We start from the raw sequence: 15733 nt of genomic DNA, 5'->3' as shown, positions 1-15733 counted from the left end.
CGTCGTCGGGAGGGCAGCACCCGCGCGGCACGGCGCCTCGAGTGAATGGGCGCTGGAAGCTGGAGTAGGGCTCGCTACCCTGGCCGCGCTCGCCGCACCGAGCACGTCGCCGACGCCGCCCTCGTCGTGAGAGCGTGCGCGGCGGATCGGATCACCCAGGAGCGTGCCCGTGATGCTGCCCACCGACGCCCACCTTCCCGCCCTCGCCGGAGCTTTCGACTGGCTGCCCGAGGAGTGGACGATCCAGACGACCTACGCGCTCTGTGCCGCGGTCGGCGGCGGGGTCCTGCTCGTGCAGGTGGCCCTGTCGTTCATCGGGATCGGTGACACCGACGCCTTCGACGCCACGGACGGCATGGACGTCCTCGACGCCGATTCGGACATCGGACACGGGAGCGGTCTTCCGCTCCTCTCCGTGCGCGCCGTCACGAGCGCACTGCTGATCTTCGGGCTCGTCGGGCTCGCCGGCGCGCGCAGCGGATGGCCGAACACGGCCTCGCTGGCCATCGCGACCCTGAGCGGAGCATCGGTCCTGGTCCTCGTGGCCTGGATCATGTCGCTCTACTCGAAGCTCGACTCGAGCGGCACGATGGACCCGCGCCAGGCGATCGGCACGGTTGGCCGCGTCTACCTGCGCATCCCCGGCCAGGGCGCGGGCAAGGGCAAGATCACGGTCGAGATCCAGGGCCGCAGCGTCGAGTACGACGCGCACACCGAGGGCGAGGACTTGCCCACGGGAGCGGCCGTTCGGGTGGTGCGCATGACCGCACCGACGTACTTCGAAGTAGTCCCCGTCGATAGGAACGCTGAATGAACCTCGCACTTCTCACCCCGGCCGACCCGCTCAGCGGAGGCGACCTGTTCTGGGTCGTTCTGATCCCGGCGCTGCTGCTGATCGGACTGGGGCTCCTGCTCACGATCGTGCGCCGCTACAAGCGCTGCCCCTCGAACAAGGTGCTCGTGATCTACGGGCGCACGTCGACGGGACGCTCGTCGCGCACGCTGCACGGTGGTGGCGCGTTCGTCTGGCCGTTGATCCAGGACTACGAGTACCTGAACCTCGATCCGGTCCAGATCGAGATCCCGCTCGAGAACGCGCTCTCGGCCGAGAACATCCGCATCTCGGTGCCGAGCGTCTTCACGGTCGCGATCGGCACCGACGCGGCGATCATGAACAACGCGGCCGTGCGTCTGCTCGGCCTCAAGACGCCCGAGATCATGAAGCAGGCCGAGGACATCATCTTCGGCCAGCTGCGCCAGGTGATCGCGGGCATGCAGATCCAGGACATCAACCGCGACCGCGACCAGTTCCTCGCCAGCGTGCAGAACTCGCTCGAGCCCGAGCTCGCGAAGATCGGTCTGGTCCTGATCAACGTGAACATCAAGGACATCACCGACGAGTCCGGGTACATCCGCGCCATCGGTCAGAAGGCGGCCGCCGAGGCCATCCAGTCGGCCCAGATCGACGTGGCCGACCAGGAGCGCCGCGGTGCCATCGGTGTGGCCGAGGCCGAACGCGAGCGCGCCGTCCAGGTGGCGAACGCCCAGAAGGTGCAGATGATCGGCACCAAGGAGGCCGAGCGCGAGCAGACCGTGCGCGTGGCCGAACTCTTGAAGGAGCAGACCGTCGGTGAGCAGACCGCGCTCTTCGAACAGCAGGTCCAGGTCAACGACGCGGACCGCGACAAGCGCATCCGCATCGCCGAGGCCAACGCGCGCGCCGTCGAGGGCGAGAACGAGTCCAAGGCCGCGGTCGCGCGCACGAACGCCGACCTGCGCATCCAGGAGGCCGAGGCCTTCCAGCGCTCCGAGACGCGCAAGCGTGAAGCGGACGCGGCGGTGCTCGAGGCCCAGTACCTGGCGGAGGCCAAGGCGGCCGAGGCTCAGGCGAAGAAGCTCGAGGCCGAGAAGCGCGCTCAACTGGAAGCGGTCGCGAAGGCCGAGAAGGCCACGACGATCGTCGACGCCGAAGCGGCGGCCGCGAAGCTGAAGATCGACGCCGAGGCCCAGGCTGCCGCGATCTACGCCAAGCTCGAGGCCGAGGCCCGCGGTCAGTACGAGATCCTCGCCAAGAAGGGCGACGGTCTGAAGCAGATCGTCGAGAGCTGTGGCGGACCGCAGGGCGCCTTCCAGATGCTGATGCTCGAGCACATCGACAACCTCAGCAAGAACGCCGCCCAGGCCATCAGCAACATCAAGTTCGACAAGGTCGTCGTGTGGGACGGCGGCGGCAAGAACGGGGAAGGCGCCACCAGCAATTTCCTGCAGAACCTCGGCAGCACGATCCCGCCGATGCTCCACATGATGCGCGACATCGGCGGCGTCGAGATGCCCGACTTCTTCGGCAAGCTCGTGTCCAACGACGACATCGCCGAGCGCGGCGGTGCATCGAAGAAGGACGCGGACGGCGCCGCGAAGGACGCCTCCGAGTCGAAGGGCGATGGCTCGAACTGAGCCCGCGTCCGCAGGTGTCCGGCGCCGGATCGGCGCGCTGTGCGCGGCCCTCGTGGTCGCGAGCTGCGCGGCGAATCCGGCGCCGGCCGTTCTGTCCGACTTCGCGAACGACTGGTCCCAGGCGGGGCCGCCCCGGGAGGACCACAGCATGCAGAGCGAGAAGGACATGGCCCCGTGGCGCGGCCTGTGGGACTTCGCGGATCCGGCGGCCAGCGAGGCCCGTCTGCGCGAGGCCGAGGCCGCCGCGGACGGCGTGGCTGCCGCCGAGCTGCGCACCCAGGTGGCGCGCGCCCTCGGTCTGCAACAGCGCTTCGACGAGGCGCGCGCCGAACTCGCGGCCGCCGCGCGCGACCTACCGTCGACCGGCGCCGCGCGCGTCCGCGTGCTGCTCGAGCTCGAACGCGGCCGGCTCGCCCGTTCGTCGGGCGACCTCCCGGGAGCGATCGCACCCTTCGAGTCGGCCTTCGAGCGCGCGAACGCGGCCGGGCTCGACTACCTGGCGGTGGACGCGGCGCACATGCTCGGGATCGCCGAGACGGGCGACGCCGCCAGCCTGTGGAACCGGCGCGCGCTCGGGATCGCCCACGCGAGTTCCGATCCCTCCGCGCGCGGCTGGGGCGCCGTGATCGCGAACAACGAAGGTTGGAACCAGTTCGAGGCCACAGAGCACGCGGCCGCGCTCGAGCTCTTCGAGCAGGCGCTCGTCCTGCGCCGCGAACGGCCCGAGCAGGTCGAACCGATCTGGATCGCGCGCTGGGCCGTGGCGCGCGCGCACCGCGAACTCGGGCGCGTCGAAGAAGCTCTGGCGGAGCAGGAGGCCTTGATGGCCGAGCGCGAAGCGGCGAACGCACCCGACGGCTACGTGTTCGAGGAGGTCGGCGAGTGCCTCTTGCTGCTCGAGCGCGCGGACGAGGCGACGCCGTTCTTCGCGCGCGCCCACGAGTTGCTCGCGCAGGACGCGTGGCTCGTGGCGAACGAGCCCGAGCGTCTCGCGCGACTCGAACGCCTCGCGCGCTGAGGTCGGGCGGTTCGCGGGCGCGTCAGCCCGCGTGCCGACCGACGAACGTCAGCCAACGCCCGCGCTGGCGAACCTCTTCCACGTGCAGTCCGGCGGCCTCGATCGCGGCCAGCGTCGGCTCGCGGTGCCGGTCCGGACAGCCGCTGAACGCGAACCAGCCGGTCGGACCGAGTCGCGCGGCCAGGTCGGTCGCGAAGGCCTGGACCACGTCGCTGTAGATGTTGGCGAGCACCACGTCGAAGGCCGTGTCGCGCTCGTCGAGCACCCCGAAGTCGCCGATGCGGAAGGTGCAGCGCTCCGCGACGCCGTTGGTCCTCGCGAGGTCGTTCCCCTCGATCGCACTGCGCGGATCGATGTCGAAACCCAGGCAGTTCGCCGCACCGAGACGCGCCGCGGCCACGGACAGGATGCCGGTGCCCGTGCCGGCGTCGAGCACGCGCGCACCGGCGACGTCGCGCTCCTGCAACAGCGCCAGGATCGTGCGCGTGGTCGCGTGGCGGCCCGTGCCGAACGCACCGCCCGGTTCGAGCACGAGGCGCACGTCGTCCGGTTTCGGCGCGCGGTTCCAGTCGCGCGTGACGACGGCGAGGTTCCCGACGCGGAAGGGCTTCCAGCTCTTCTTCCACGACGTGGCCCAGTCCTCGGCCGGCAGCTCGTGGAACGTGGCCTCCAGCCCCGCGAGCTCGTCGACGCCGGTGCTCTCCGCCACGCTCGCGAGTCCGTTGGCGATGCCCTCGCGCAGCGCCCGGGTGTCCTCGTCGCTCGGGAAGAACGTGCGCACCCAGTCGAAACCGTCGGGCGCGGGGTCGACGCCGAGGTTCGGACGACCGAGCACGACCGACGTGCACGGACCGATCGCGAGGACGTCGGCCACGACCTCGTGCCAACCGACGGGACAGAGGACGCGGACTTCGATGTAGGAGCTGGGCACGGTTCGACCTGGTGGGGGACGCGAAGGCGCGCACGGTAGCAGCCGAGCGCTCGGCGGCGGCCGCTACAGTCGCGTCCGTTCGAACGGCTCCGCCGCGGCGTCGATCCCCATGTGTTCGAAGGCCGCGTCGAGGCACCGGTCGGTCGACGCGCGCACGAAACGCGCACCCCGCACCCCGTCGACGGCCATCGGCAGTTCGCGCAGGAACGACCGGTGGCGCGGCTCGACCAGGCGCTTGTCCAGCACGAACACGCAGCCCGAGTCGTCCACGCGGCGCATGAGGCGTCCGAACCCCTGTCGGAAGCGGGCCAGCGCGCGCGGCATGTAGATCGTGCGCCGCTGCTCGCCGCGACCCATCGCCGCGCACTGGGCCTGGTGGTAGCGATCCGGCACGCCGTAGGGGAGTTTCGCGAGGAACAGGTACTCGAGCGCCGTGCCCGCGAAGTCCGCGCCGAACCAGAAGCTGTCGACGCCCAGCAACACCGCCGAGCCGTGGGTGCGGAAGCGATCGGCGAGGCGTTCGGCGCTCTGCCCGCCCGTGTTCTGAGCCAGGACCTCGATCCCGCGCGGTGCGAGGTGCGGGTGCAGGCGTCGAGCCACGGCCTCGAGGTCGGACTGGTTCGTGTACAGCGCCAGTACGCGTCCCTTCGTCCGCATGGCCACGTGCGCGATCAGGCGCGCGCCGTGGTCGAGCCACCCGGCCTTGTCGCCGCGGTAGTCGGGCACGTCGCTCGGCGCCAGCATCAGCACGCGCGAGTAGTCGAAAGCCTCCGGCGCCGCGTGGGCGACGACCTTCTCGGGTTCGCGCTCCTCGTCCTCGGCCGGTTCGGCGGCGCGTTCGAGTCCCAGGTAGCGACGCGCGTCCTCGAAGCCGCCGCGCAAGAGCGTCGTCGCCGACAGGAAGACCGCGCCCGCCAGCCGCGGATAGTGGAAGCGACCCAGGTACTCGTGCGGCAACAGCACGCGCGTCTCGAGCGCCAGGTCGCCGTTCGGGCGCTCGACGACGTCGTAGAAGGTGTTGCGGTCGAAGCGCGGTTCGCCGTCGCGGAGCGGGAGCCAGGGCGCGATCGCGTCGCTCAGCTCCTCGACCTCGGTGCGCGCTTCGTCGAGCCGGAAGCGCACGCGCTCGCGACGCGGGATCCGCACCTCGAACAGCCCTTCCGACAGCGCGCCGAGCCCGGTCGACAACTCGTGCAGCGCGCGACACAGACCGTTGTGCCCGACGAGCAGGAGCTCGACCGACGCGTCGCCGGCATCGATGCCCGCCTCGACGAACTCGCGCAGCAGGGCGTGGTCGTCGCTGGCGCTGCGGTCGGCCTCGCGTTCCTGGCGCCACTCGATGAAGGCGCGCGCGCCGCGTTCGAGTTGCCCGAGCGCCGTGCGTGCCCGAGTGCGCGCCGCCCGCGACCGGTCGAGCTCGACCTGCGTCGCGCCGAAGGCCAGCGCCCCCGAGACCGCGCGCGCCAGCGCGTTCAGGACGCCGCGACCGCTGTTCCCTCCCAGCTCGTCGAGCATTCGCCGCGCGCGCTCGAAGGTGATCGTGCGGCTGAACGCGGCATGGGCCTGGTCGTGCAGGTGTTCGCACTCGTCGAACACCAGGTGGCGGAAGAACTCCGGCCGCGCGAGGGCGAACGCATGGTTCGTCACGACGCCGTGGCTGCGCTCGGCCCGCTTGCGTGCGGCGTCCGCGCCACAGCTGCTGCGGTCGTGCGGGCGCGTACAGCAGCCCGACTTCGCTCCGATCGAACGCCGCAGGAGCTCCCACTCGCGTTCCAGCCCGTCCACCGCACCGAACAAGTCGAGACCGTTGCGCGGCAGGCGGTCCAGGTCGCCGTCCTCGGACGTGAGCGCGAAGCCGAGCAGGTGGCACCAGGCCAGATGACGCGCCGCGCCGTCGGCCGGGCCCGGTGCGAGCGAGACGAGCGCGCGCCAACAGACGTAGTTCGCGCGCCCCTTCAGCACCGTCACGCGCGGACGTTCGACGCCGAGACGCTCGAGAGCCGCCAGCGCCACGGGCAGATCGCGGTCGTAGGCCTGACGCTGCAGCGCCTTCGTGTAGGTCGCGAAACCGACGCGCAGTCCGTTGCGCACCGCGAACAGGAGGCCGGGGATCAAGTACGCGAGCGTCTTGCCCGTGCCGGTCGGCGCGTGCAGCAACAGGTGCGTGCGCGTGCCGAGCGAGCGCGCGATGCTGCGTGCCACGTCCAGTTGGGCGGGACGGACGTCGAGTGTCGCCCCGCGCGCCGCCCGACCGCCGCCGATCTGCGGCAGGATCTCGGCGAAGGCCTGGTCGACGCGCTCGAGGTCGGCGTCGGCGAGGGGTTCGACGCCGTCGCGGTCGGGCGGCATCGAGGCCGGCTCGTCCTCGCGGCGCGCGGTCTCGTACGCCCAACCCGGTCGCGCTTCGGCCAGCGCCATGTCCAGGTCGCCGAAGTCCGAGCGCGCGCCCGCGATCCGACCGTCCTCGAGGCCGTCCATCCCCCCGAAGACCGATTCGCTCGCGCCCGCCCACAGGCTCGGCCGGTCGACGAGCCGCGCCAGGTGGACGAGGCGGTGCGCCGCAGCGGGGTCGGTGATCGCGAGTCGGCTGCCCGCTTCCTCCCAGGCCCGACCGAGGCAGGCCAGGTCGCCCGCGGCGAGGCCGTGGATCTCCCGGACGAGGGCGCGCGTGGCCCGTTCGAGCGCGGCCGGCCCGCTCGCGTCGAGGGGGCCACCCGCGCTCCCCGTCGCACGCGTGAGCAGCTGTTCGAGATCGCTGCCCGAACCGCCCGGCGCCAGCCAGCCCGCCAACTCGTCGAGACCCATCACCGCGCCCGGGATCGGCGGGGCGGCGCCGAGCAGACGACACTGGTCGAGCCACAGCTCGAACGTGTCGCGCCGTGGCACCACGACGGTGGCGCCCTCGAGCTCGCCCCAGTCATCGGGTCCGTACAGCGTGCGCACCGCTGCGCCGCCCTGGGGCCCTGTGAGGACCTCCAGCGCCCGCGGACGGCCCTGGGCCCCTTCCACCCGACTGGCGGCGGCCACCCGGGCGAACAGCACGTGCCCCAGCCGTGGCCGCGCGGTCCGCAGCGGTTCCGCAGCGGGATCGGCCGTCGGATCGCCCGTGCGATCGGCGGCGTCCACCTGTGGGCCCGCCGGGTCGGGTTCGGGCCCTGGTCCCAGGGGGCTGCTGCGTCCGCGATCGATCACTCTGGCGGGAGGGTAGTCGCTGCCCGGCGGGCGCGCACCAACCAGGACTCCCGCTGCGCGCCCCGGTGGCGGGCGCTCCCTCGACGGATCGTTCGCACCGAGCGCAACCGGTTGGCGCCGCGCCGGTTGCGCACCGCTCGGAACCCCCTGCGGACGGGCGGACCGCGGAGCATCGACCTGGAAGGTGGGGCGCCTTTCTGTTAGCCCTTGCCGCCCGCCGGCCGACCCTAGCTCCCTCTCGCGAACACCATCAGTGGCCAAGAAGTCCTCAGACGGCACCAGCCTCGTCATCGTCGAGTCGCCCACCAAGGCCAAGACCATCAAGGGATTCCTCCCCGATGGCTTCGTCGTGGAAGCGTCCGTCGGCCACATCCGCGACCTGCCGACCTCCGCGAAGGAGATCCCGGCGGCGATGAAGGACCAGAAGTGGACGCGGCTGGGGATCGACATCGAGAACGACTTCGCGCCGCTCTACATCGTCCCCCAGTCGAAGAAGGAGCAGGTCCGAAAGCTCAAGGCGCTCGTCAAGGACGCCAAGGAGATCTACCTGGCGACGGATGAGGACCGCGAGGGCGAGTCGATCTCGTGGCACCTCGTCGAGGTCCTGAAGCCGACGGTCCCGCTCAAGCGCCTCGTCTTCCACGAGATCACGAAGGAGGCGATCCAGAACGCGCTCGCCAACCCGCGCGAACTCGACACCGGCCTCGTCGAGGCGCAGGAGACGCGCCGTCTGCTCGACCGACTGTTCGGCTACCAGGTCTCACAGATCCTGTGGCGCAAGATCGCGCCCAAGCTGTCGGCCGGTCGCGTGCAGTCCGTCGCCGTGCGTCTGGTCGTCGAGCGCGAGCGCGCGCGCCAGGCCTTCGTGCGTTCGACCTACTGGGACCTGACCGGCACGTTCGCGTCGAAGGCCGGCACGCCGACGCCGTTCGACGCCACGCTCGTGACCGTCGACGGACAGCGCGTGGCGTCGGGGCGCGACTTCGACGCGGACAACGGGAAGCTCAAGGCGAAGAGCGACGCGCTGTGGCTCGACGAGGAGGCGGCGGCGAAGCTGCGCTCCGAACTCGACGGCGTCGACTGGGTCGTCGAGTCGCTCGAACGCAAGCCGACCACGGATCGCCCCGGTCCGCCGTTCACGACGTCGACGCTGCAGCAGGAGGCCAACCGCAAGTTGCGCCTCTCTGCGCGCGACACGATGCGCGCCGCCCAGCGTCTGTACGAGAACGGTTTCATCACCTACATGCGTACCGACTCGACGACTCTGTCGAGCCAGGCGATCGAGAACACGCGGCGCGAGATCGAGAAGCTCTACGGGGCCGACTACCTGACGCCGACGCCGCGTCAGTTCAAGACGAAGGTCAAGAACGCCCAGGAAGCGCACGAGGCGATCCGCCCGGCCGGCGACTTCAAGACGCCCGAGCAGGTGGCGAGCCAGATGGGTCGCGACGAAGCCCGCGTCTACGAGCTGATCTGGAAACGCACCATGGCGTGCCAGATGGCCGACGCGAAGGGCCACCGCGTGACGCTCAAGGTGAAGGGGGGACGCGCCGTGCTGCAGACCTCGGGCAAGACGATCGAGTTCCCGGGCTTCCTGCGCGCCTACGTGGAGGGTGCGGACGATCCGACGGCCGAGCTGGCGGACAAGGAGACGGTGCTGCCCAGCGTGAAGGAGGGCGAAGCGCTCGATTGCGTCGAACTCGGCGCCAAGGACCACACCACGCAACCGCCCGCGCGCTTCACGGAGGCCTCGCTCGTCAAGGAGCTCGAGGCGAAGGGCGTCGGCCGCCCGAGCACGTACGCGTCGATCATCGACACGATCATCTTCCGCGAGTACGTCATCAAGTCGAGCAACGCGCTCGTGCCGACCTTCACGGCCTTCGCGGTCGTCGGATTGCTCGAGAACTACTTCGGCGCGCTGGTGGACACGACGTTCACGGCGAGCATGGAGGACGACCTCGACCGCATCTCGAACGGAGAGCTCGAGGCGCTGCCGTACCTGAAGCACTTCTACTTCGGCGGCGGCGACGACCCCGGCCTCGCCAAGCTGCTCGAGCAGGACATCGACGCGCGCACGTCGTGCACCTTGCCGCTCGGCGAGGACGCCAAAGGTGTGCAGATCAACGTGCGCGTCGGCAAGTACGGCCCGTACCTCGAGCGCGGCGAGGATCGCGCCAGCATTCCCGAGGGCACGGCGCCCGACGAGGTCACGTTGGAACACGCGGTCGAACTGCTCGAGCGCGGCAGCGGCCCGACGGAGCTCGGCAACCACCCCGAGACCGGCCAACCCGTCTACCTCAAGTCCGGTCGCTTCGGTCCCTACGTGCAACTCGGCGACCCCGACGAGGAGACCGGCGACAAGCCCAAGATGAAGTCGCTGCTGCCTGGGATGGAGCTCGACTCGGTCGGCCTCGACGATGCGCTGAAGCTCTTGTCCCTGCCGCGCACCGTCGGCGTCCACCCGACCATGGGCGAGGACATCCTGGCCGACTACGGGCGCTACGGTCCGTACCTGCGCTGTGGCAAGGAGACGCGCAGTCTCAAGGAGCCCCAGGAGATCTTCGACATCGACGTGTCCGGCGCGGTCGAGGTCCTGGCCCAGGAGAAGAAGGGCGGACGCCGCCAGGCCAAGGTCCTGAAGGAACTGGGTGTGCGCGAGTCCGACGGCACCGAGATCAAGATGCTCGACGGGCGCTACGGTCCCTACGTGGCGGACGGCACCTACAACGCGTCGCTCCCGAAGGGCACCGATCCCGAGGGCCTGACCCTCGCGGACGCGATCGAGTTGCTCGCGAAGAAGGCCGAGGCCAAGCCGAAGCGCAAGAAGACGGCGTCGAAGAAGAAGACGGTCAAGAAGAAGACGGCGAAGAAGACCGCCAAGAAGGCCGCGAGGAAGACGGCCAAGAAGGCCTCCAAGAAGACCGCCAAGAAGACTGCGGAGTAGGAGCGTCGACGGGGTGCACCTCGGCGGCGCCGTCACCGCGCGCGGCCCGCATCGGGTCCGCCCGGCGGCGCACTGGACCGCGAGGGCGGTGCCTCGCCGTCGAGGCGGCGCGCGCTCCACAGACTTCCCTCCAGCGCTGCGACCCGGGCACCCCCGACGGTAGGATGGTGCCCCGCCAGGGCCGAACGAGCCCTGCTCGGAACGAGCGCGTGGCGCTGCCGAACACCCGAACACGTCCGACGGCCCGCGCGGCCGCGACCTGCGACATACGACCCACCATGGACATCACCGAGCTACCCGTCGAAGGCTACGAGCGCGTCGCCCGCTGCCGCGACGAGGCCACCGGCCTGCACGCCATCATCGCCGTCCACGACACGACCCTGGGACCGGCACTGGGTGGCATGCGCATGCTGCCGTACGCCTCCGAGGACGAGGCTCTGTTCGACGTCAAGCGCCTCTCGAAGGGCATGACGTACAAGTCGGCGGTCGCCCAGACCGGACTCGGTGGCGGCAAGTCGGTCATCATCGGCGAGCCGGCCGAGCTGAAGTCGCCCGCGCTGTTCCAGGCCATGGGCCGCTTCGTCGACAGCTTCGGCGGGAAGTACATCACCGCCGAGGACATGAACATCGGCATCGCCGACCTCGAAGAGGTGGCCAAGTCGACCAAGCACGTCACGGGTCTGTCCCGGGCGAGCGGTGGTTCCGGCAACCCGAGCCCGTACACCGCCCGCGGCGTCGTGATGGGCATGCGCGCGGTGTTGGAGGAGGCCTTCGGGTCCGACTCGTTCGACGGCCGCTCGATCCTGATCCAGGGCGTCGGCGCGGTCGGTGGGACCATGGCGACGATGCTCAAGGAGCGCGGCGCCAGGATCATCGTCTGCGACCTCAACGAGAAGCGCGCGCGCGATCTGGCCACGGAGCACGGCTTCGAGGTCGTGCCCGACAAGGGCCACCACGCCCTCGAGGTCGACGTCTACGCCCCCTGCGCTCGCGGCGCGGGCGTGAACGACCAGACCATCGGTGAGCTGCGCTGCAAGGCGATCGCCGGCTGCGCGAACAACGTGCTGCTCGAGGAGCGCCACGGCGACGAGCTGAAGAAGATGGGCATCCTCTACGCCCCCGACTACGTCATCAACGCCGGCGGCATCATCAACGTGTCGATCGAGGTCGGCCCCGGCGGCTACGACGAGCCGAAGGCGCTCGAGCGCATCGATCGCATCTACGACAACCTGAAGGAGGTCTTCGCGATCAGCCGCGAGGAAGGCATCTCGACCCACGAGGCCGCCGACCGCCTCGCCGAGCGCCGTCTCGAACAGGCGCGCGCGAAGGCCTGAGCGCCAACGGTACGCCCGGAGCTCGCACGGGCTCGGGCCCGAACCCGAACGAGCAGCGGCCACGTCGATCGACGTGGCCGCTGCTCGTTCAGGTTCCACTTCCGGCGGCTGCCGGCGTGTTCGCGCTACTGCTTGCGCAGGAACGCCACCAGGTCGGCCTCGAGCTCGGGCAGGTCGTAGTCGGGCATCGTGAGGCAGTTGTAGACCAGGCGCTCGAGCGCGGGCGGCGAGTTCGGATTGAGCTCCGACGGCGCCAGGTGCGACAGGAACATCGACAGGCTGAAGCGTTCGGCGTCGCCCCCCTGCTCGCGGCCGGCGAACTCCCAGGGCGCGTTCTCGAAGGGCAGCGCACCGGTCAGGATCTCGTACAGCATGATGCCGATGCCCATGACGTCCGCCTTGCTGTTGGTGAGCAGCAGCGGGTTGTAGTGGGGCGTCGTCGAGATCAGCGAGCGGTCGTTGTCGCGCATCGACGGGTCGATCAGCACGACCGAGCCCGACGGCTTGACGATGATGTTCTCGGGCTTCAGATCGCCGTGGTAGGCGAGCTGTCCGTTGCGGCCGAGGCGCATCAGCGTGCGCACGACCGACAGGAACCAGTTGAGGCGGATGCCCTCGAGCGCGCGGATCTTCTCGCGCAGCGTCTTGCCCGCCACGTAGTCCATGACGAGCACCGGGCGACCGTCGTGGTCGGCGATGTCCTTCACGCGCACGACGTTCTGGCTCTTGATGCTCTGCAGCAGCTCGCCCTCCTGCCGCAGCAGGTTGTCGATCTCGTGCAGGTCGAGGAAGTCGATGCGAGCTCCGTCGTTGCGGAAGAAGACCGCTTCGCCGGGGGACTCGTCGGGGCTGACCCAGTCGGGCGAGCGCCGATTCGTGATCTCGAGGCAGCGGGTCAGGTAGCGACCGCCACCCGCCATGTCGCCGACCTTGAGGGCGACGCGGTTCCCGCGTTCGTCCTCGGCCAGGTACACGCAGCTGAAGGCGCCGCGGGCGATGAAGTCCACGACCTGGTACTTGCCGATGGCGGCGCCGGATTCGAGCCTGATCATTGGGGAGCGCAGTGGGGGAAAACGGGTCCGCTGAGGGACGGACCCAGCCCAACCTCCTTCGGCCCCCCCGAGGCTCGCGTTGAGCCCCTGTGCCCGACGATCCGCGGCGCGTGCCGAACCCGGCTCAGTCTTCGGCCCGGTGGGCCACGAGCTGCGGCGTGTCGGCGAGCTCGAGCAGGCGCCGCACGCCCTCGGCCAGGGGCCCGCTGCCCACGGCCTCGGGCTCGCTCTCGTGGGGCCGGTGGCGCCAGATCCGGCCCAGTCCGTCGACCAGTCCGAGCTCCTGCCCCCAGCGGTTCATGACTGCGAAGTAGTGCTTTTGGGGTGAACTCGAGTCCCCGTACTGCTGAACTTGGCCGACGATGGTTCCGCTCGCGACCACGTCGAACGTGGCCGCGACCTCCAGCGAGCGGGCGCGACCGTCCCCGTGGTCCGGCCGCACGGTCTCGGTCACCACGCAGGCGGACGCGCCGGCGCACAGGCCGAGGGCCAGGCACAGGCCGAGCACCCGCGCGCCGCGGATCCGGTTGCGAGACGGACGGTCGGAAAGGTGGGACGCGGGGGTCGTCATGGTCGGCTACGGGGTCGGGCGCGGGTCCGGGGGCTCAGGCGGCGGACGTCGGTCGGGGCAGCAGCAGCAGCAGAGCCGCCAGCACCAGCGCGGCTCCGGCGGCCAGCCAGAGCCCGGTGCGGAAGCTGCCCGGTCGGTAGGTCATCTCGACGCGCTGGTCGCCCGGCTCGAGCCACACCCCGCGCAGGGCGTGGTCCACGCGCTCGATCGAGACGTCGCGGCCGTCCACCGTGGCCTCCCAGCCGGGATACCAGGCGTCAGCGACCACGAGCAGCGCCGGGGCCGTCACCTCGCACGCGATCTCGAGCCGATCGGTCTCGGCGCGCACCAGGTCCGCGCGACCCGGCGCTCGCTCGTGCAGCAGGACGCCGGCGGGCACGGGCGACTCGACCACGGCCACGGTCGGATCGAAGTCCGCGGCGCCCAGGCGTGCGAGGCGTTCGTCCGCGTCGTCGATCCGCTCGACGCCGCGCGCCAGGTACGCGCGACCGAGCGGTGCCGGGTCGCTGTACACGCGCAGTCCGCCGGGACCCTCGAACACCTGGCTCCAGGGTGCGGGCAGCACTTCGCGCGCGACCACGTGCTCGATCGCGAGCGCGCGCACGAGCGGCACCGCGCGGTCGAAGTAGGGGATCGTGGAGATGAACTCGTGCTCGAGTTCGGCGCTCGAGAGCAGGCGCACCAGATCCGTCACCCGGTCGACCTCGAGCGAGTCGTAGCCGCCCACCAGCGACACGCCGAGCGGCAGGTTCGCGTTCGGCGCGAAGGTCATCCCGACGGTGCCGACGGTCCGGCCGCCGCGCTGGGCCAGGAACTCGCTCGTGGGCGTGGGGGCGAAGATGCGCTCCGGTTCGATGGTCGGATTGAAGCCGCGGCCGGACGCGACCAGCTCGACCGCGACGACCAACAACGCGCTGCCGCCGACCAGTGCGCGCGGACGGCGCGGCAACTGCTGGAGCAATCGATCGAGGCCGAACGCGCCGAGCCCGGCCAAGGCCGCGGCCAGCACCAGCGAGAAGCGCATCAGCTTCGTGCTGCCCAACAGCGGCAGTTCGCGCGCGACGTCGTAGAAGGGCGGAACCTGCCAGGCGAGGCAGGCGCCCAGCACGGCCGCGACCACCAACGCGATGCGGCGCGCGTCCCGACGCCGGATCGCGACCACGGCACCGATCGCGGCCAGGACGAGCAAGACGCGACCGACGAAGCCGCCCACCAGCTCCGAGTAGTTGAGGTTGTCGCCCCCCGGGCCGCGGTAGGTGCCGGCCAGCGGATCGCCCCAGAAGTGCGGATCGACCAGCATCACCGCGACCTTCCACGGTGCGACCTCGGTGACCACGTCGGTGGTGGCGAAGGCCGTGCGGGCGCGGCTCGTGCCGACGTACTCGAGGAACGGGAGGATCTGGGGCGCCGCCAGCAGCAGGCCGAGCACTCCACCCGCGACGAGCCGCAGCAGGCCGTCGCGCCCCAGTCGCGGCGCCGGACCCGACCAGAGCCGCACGAGGGCGTAGGCGCCGACCACGAGTCCCACGTGCAGCGCGGTCTGGGCGTGGCCGCAGACGCCGAGTCCGAAGGTCCACAGGGCCACGAGCGCGATCCCACGTCGGCCGCCACGGCCCGCGTCGCGCGCTGCGCACAACCGCTCGACCGACAACAGCGCCAGCGGCAGCAGCAGCGCCGCGTTCGTGTGCGGGTGTCCGAGCCAGGCCACCTGGAAGCCGCACAGCGCGTAGCCGATCCCGCCCGCGGTCGAGGCCAGGGGGCTCGCGCCGAGTCGCCGCAGGAAGCGCTGGAAGAAGCCGCCCGCCAGGGTCAGCTCGAGCGCCGCGATCAACGCCAGCCAGCGCCAGTCCGGCCAGACCATGAAGGGCCAGTGTCCCGGCCACATGAAGGCACCGGTCAGGGCGGCGTGGATCGGCTGTCCGAGGTAGTTGTGCGGGTTCCACAGGGGCAGCTCGCCCGCCGCCACCCGTTGCGCCGACCAGGCCGACCACGGCATGGTCACCAGTGGCTGGTCGAGCAGGAGCGGATTCGTCGGCTCGAGGTCCGTCTCGCTGGCCCAGGGCTCGAACGCGCCGAGTGCGTCGTACGGAGCCAGCGCGCGGCCACCCGCGAGAGCCTCCCACAGAAGGGCGCTCACGGCGATCGCGATGGCGACCCAGGCGAGGATCGAGGTGGCTCGGGAGCTGCTCGGGGTCATGGAACGATCGGAGCGCAACGCGACGACGCCGGCGATCGAG

10 protein-coding genes are annotated in these 15733 nt (G+C 70.8%); 5 read left to right on the top strand and 5 right to left on the bottom strand.

Going from position 1 to position 15733, the window contains the following annotated elements; all coding sequences use genetic code 11:
* The first annotated feature begins 172 nt into the window (after positions 1–172).
* The 3 genes from Pla163_RS15950 (at position 173) to Pla163_RS15940 (ending at position 3472) form a co-directional block, all read left to right on the top strand.
* A complete protein-coding gene (locus Pla163_RS15950; RefSeq protein WP_145190789.1) occupies positions 173–814 on the top strand; it encodes an NfeD family protein in 642 nt (213 codons plus the stop codon).
* Positions 811–2454 (top strand): flotillin family protein, encoded by a 1644-nt coding sequence (locus tag Pla163_RS15945; RefSeq protein WP_145190786.1) that lies wholly within the window; start codon positions 811–813, stop codon positions 2452–2454. The genes Pla163_RS15950 and Pla163_RS15945 overlap by 4 nt, the downstream gene beginning before the upstream one ends.
* 148 nt (positions 2455–2602) lie before the next feature.
* Positions 2603–3472, top strand: a complete 870-nt coding sequence (locus Pla163_RS15940) for a hypothetical protein (protein WP_145190783.1) — start codon at positions 2603–2605, stop codon at positions 3470–3472.
* Between the two features lie 22 nt (positions 3473–3494).
* Here the strand turns inward: Pla163_RS15940 and Pla163_RS15935 are convergent, their stop codons facing one another.
* On the bottom strand, positions 3495–4403 hold the full coding sequence (locus tag Pla163_RS15935; protein WP_419186029.1) for a 50S ribosomal protein L11 methyltransferase: 909 nt from the start codon (positions 4401–4403) through the stop codon (positions 3495–3497).
* Positions 4404–4466: 63 nt separating this feature from the next.
* Positions 4467–7529: an ATP-dependent DNA helicase gene (locus Pla163_RS15930; protein WP_419186028.1), complete on the bottom strand. Its 3063-nt coding sequence runs from the start codon at positions 7527–7529 to the stop codon at positions 4467–4469.
* 319 nt (positions 7530–7848) lie between these two features.
* Between Pla163_RS15930 and topA the strand changes: the two genes are divergently transcribed.
* Together topA and Pla163_RS15920 are read left to right on the top strand one after the other, a co-directional pair.
* Positions 7849–10539 (top strand): type I DNA topoisomerase, encoded by a 2691-nt coding sequence (topA, locus tag Pla163_RS15925; RefSeq protein ID WP_145190773.1) that lies wholly within the window; start codon positions 7849–7851, stop codon positions 10537–10539.
* Between the two features lie 278 nt (positions 10540–10817).
* Positions 10818–11873, top strand: a complete 1056-nt coding sequence (locus tag Pla163_RS15920) for a Leu/Phe/Val dehydrogenase (protein WP_145190770.1) — start codon at positions 10818–10820, stop codon at positions 11871–11873.
* Positions 11874–11998: 125 nt separating this feature from the next.
* Here Pla163_RS15920 and Pla163_RS15915 read toward each other — a convergent pair whose 3' ends face one another.
* The 3 genes from Pla163_RS15915 to Pla163_RS15905 all read right to left on the bottom strand — a co-directional run bounded on the left by Pla163_RS15915 (position 11999) and on the right by Pla163_RS15905 (position 15693).
* Positions 11999–12925 (bottom strand): protein kinase domain-containing protein, encoded by a 927-nt coding sequence (locus tag Pla163_RS15915; RefSeq protein WP_145190766.1) that lies wholly within the window; start codon positions 12923–12925, stop codon positions 11999–12001.
* 124 nt (positions 12926–13049) lie between these two features.
* The gene (locus Pla163_RS15910; protein WP_145190763.1) at positions 13050–13496 is read right to left on the bottom strand and encodes a hypothetical protein; all 447 of its coding nucleotides are present in this window, start codon (positions 13494–13496) and stop codon (positions 13050–13052) included.
* A 34-nt stretch (positions 13497–13530) separates the two neighbouring features.
* Positions 13531–15693 carry a YfhO family protein gene (locus Pla163_RS15905; protein WP_419186027.1) on the bottom strand — a complete coding sequence of 721 codons (2163 nt, stop codon included), beginning with the start codon at positions 15691–15693 and terminating at the stop codon, positions 13531–13533.
* Positions 15694–15733 lie beyond the last annotated feature (40 nt).

The organism is Rohdeia mirabilis, assembly GCA_007750655.1.
Taxonomy (GTDB): Bacteria; Planctomycetota; UBA1135; order UBA1135.
The sequence above is the reverse complement of the archived record's forward strand: the minus strand, read 5'-3'. Positions and strand labels throughout refer to the sequence as shown.

Excerpts from the sequence above, each read along its gene's own strand:
- Pla163_RS15910 (WP_145190763.1), bottom strand. The coding sequence starts at position 13,496 with ATGACGACCCCCGCGTCCCACCTTTCCGACCGTCCGTCTCGCAACCGG.
- Pla163_RS15945 (WP_145190786.1), top strand. The coding sequence starts at position 811 with ATGAACCTCGCACTTCTCACCCCGGCCGACCCGCTCAGCGGAGGCGAC.
- Pla163_RS15905 (WP_419186027.1), bottom strand. The coding sequence starts at position 15,693 with ATGACCCCGAGCAGCTCCCGAGCCACCTCGATCCTCGCCTGGGTCGCC.
- Pla163_RS15920 (WP_145190770.1), top strand. The coding sequence starts at position 10,818 with ATGGACATCACCGAGCTACCCGTCGAAGGCTACGAGCGCGTCGCCCGC.
- Pla163_RS15915 (WP_145190766.1), bottom strand. The coding sequence starts at position 12,925 with ATGATCAGGCTCGAATCCGGCGCCGCCATCGGCAAGTACCAGGTCGTG.
- Pla163_RS15950 (WP_145190789.1), top strand. The coding sequence starts at position 173 with ATGCTGCCCACCGACGCCCACCTTCCCGCCCTCGCCGGAGCTTTCGAC.
- Pla163_RS15940 (WP_145190783.1), top strand. The coding sequence starts at position 2,603 with ATGCAGAGCGAGAAGGACATGGCCCCGTGGCGCGGCCTGTGGGACTTC.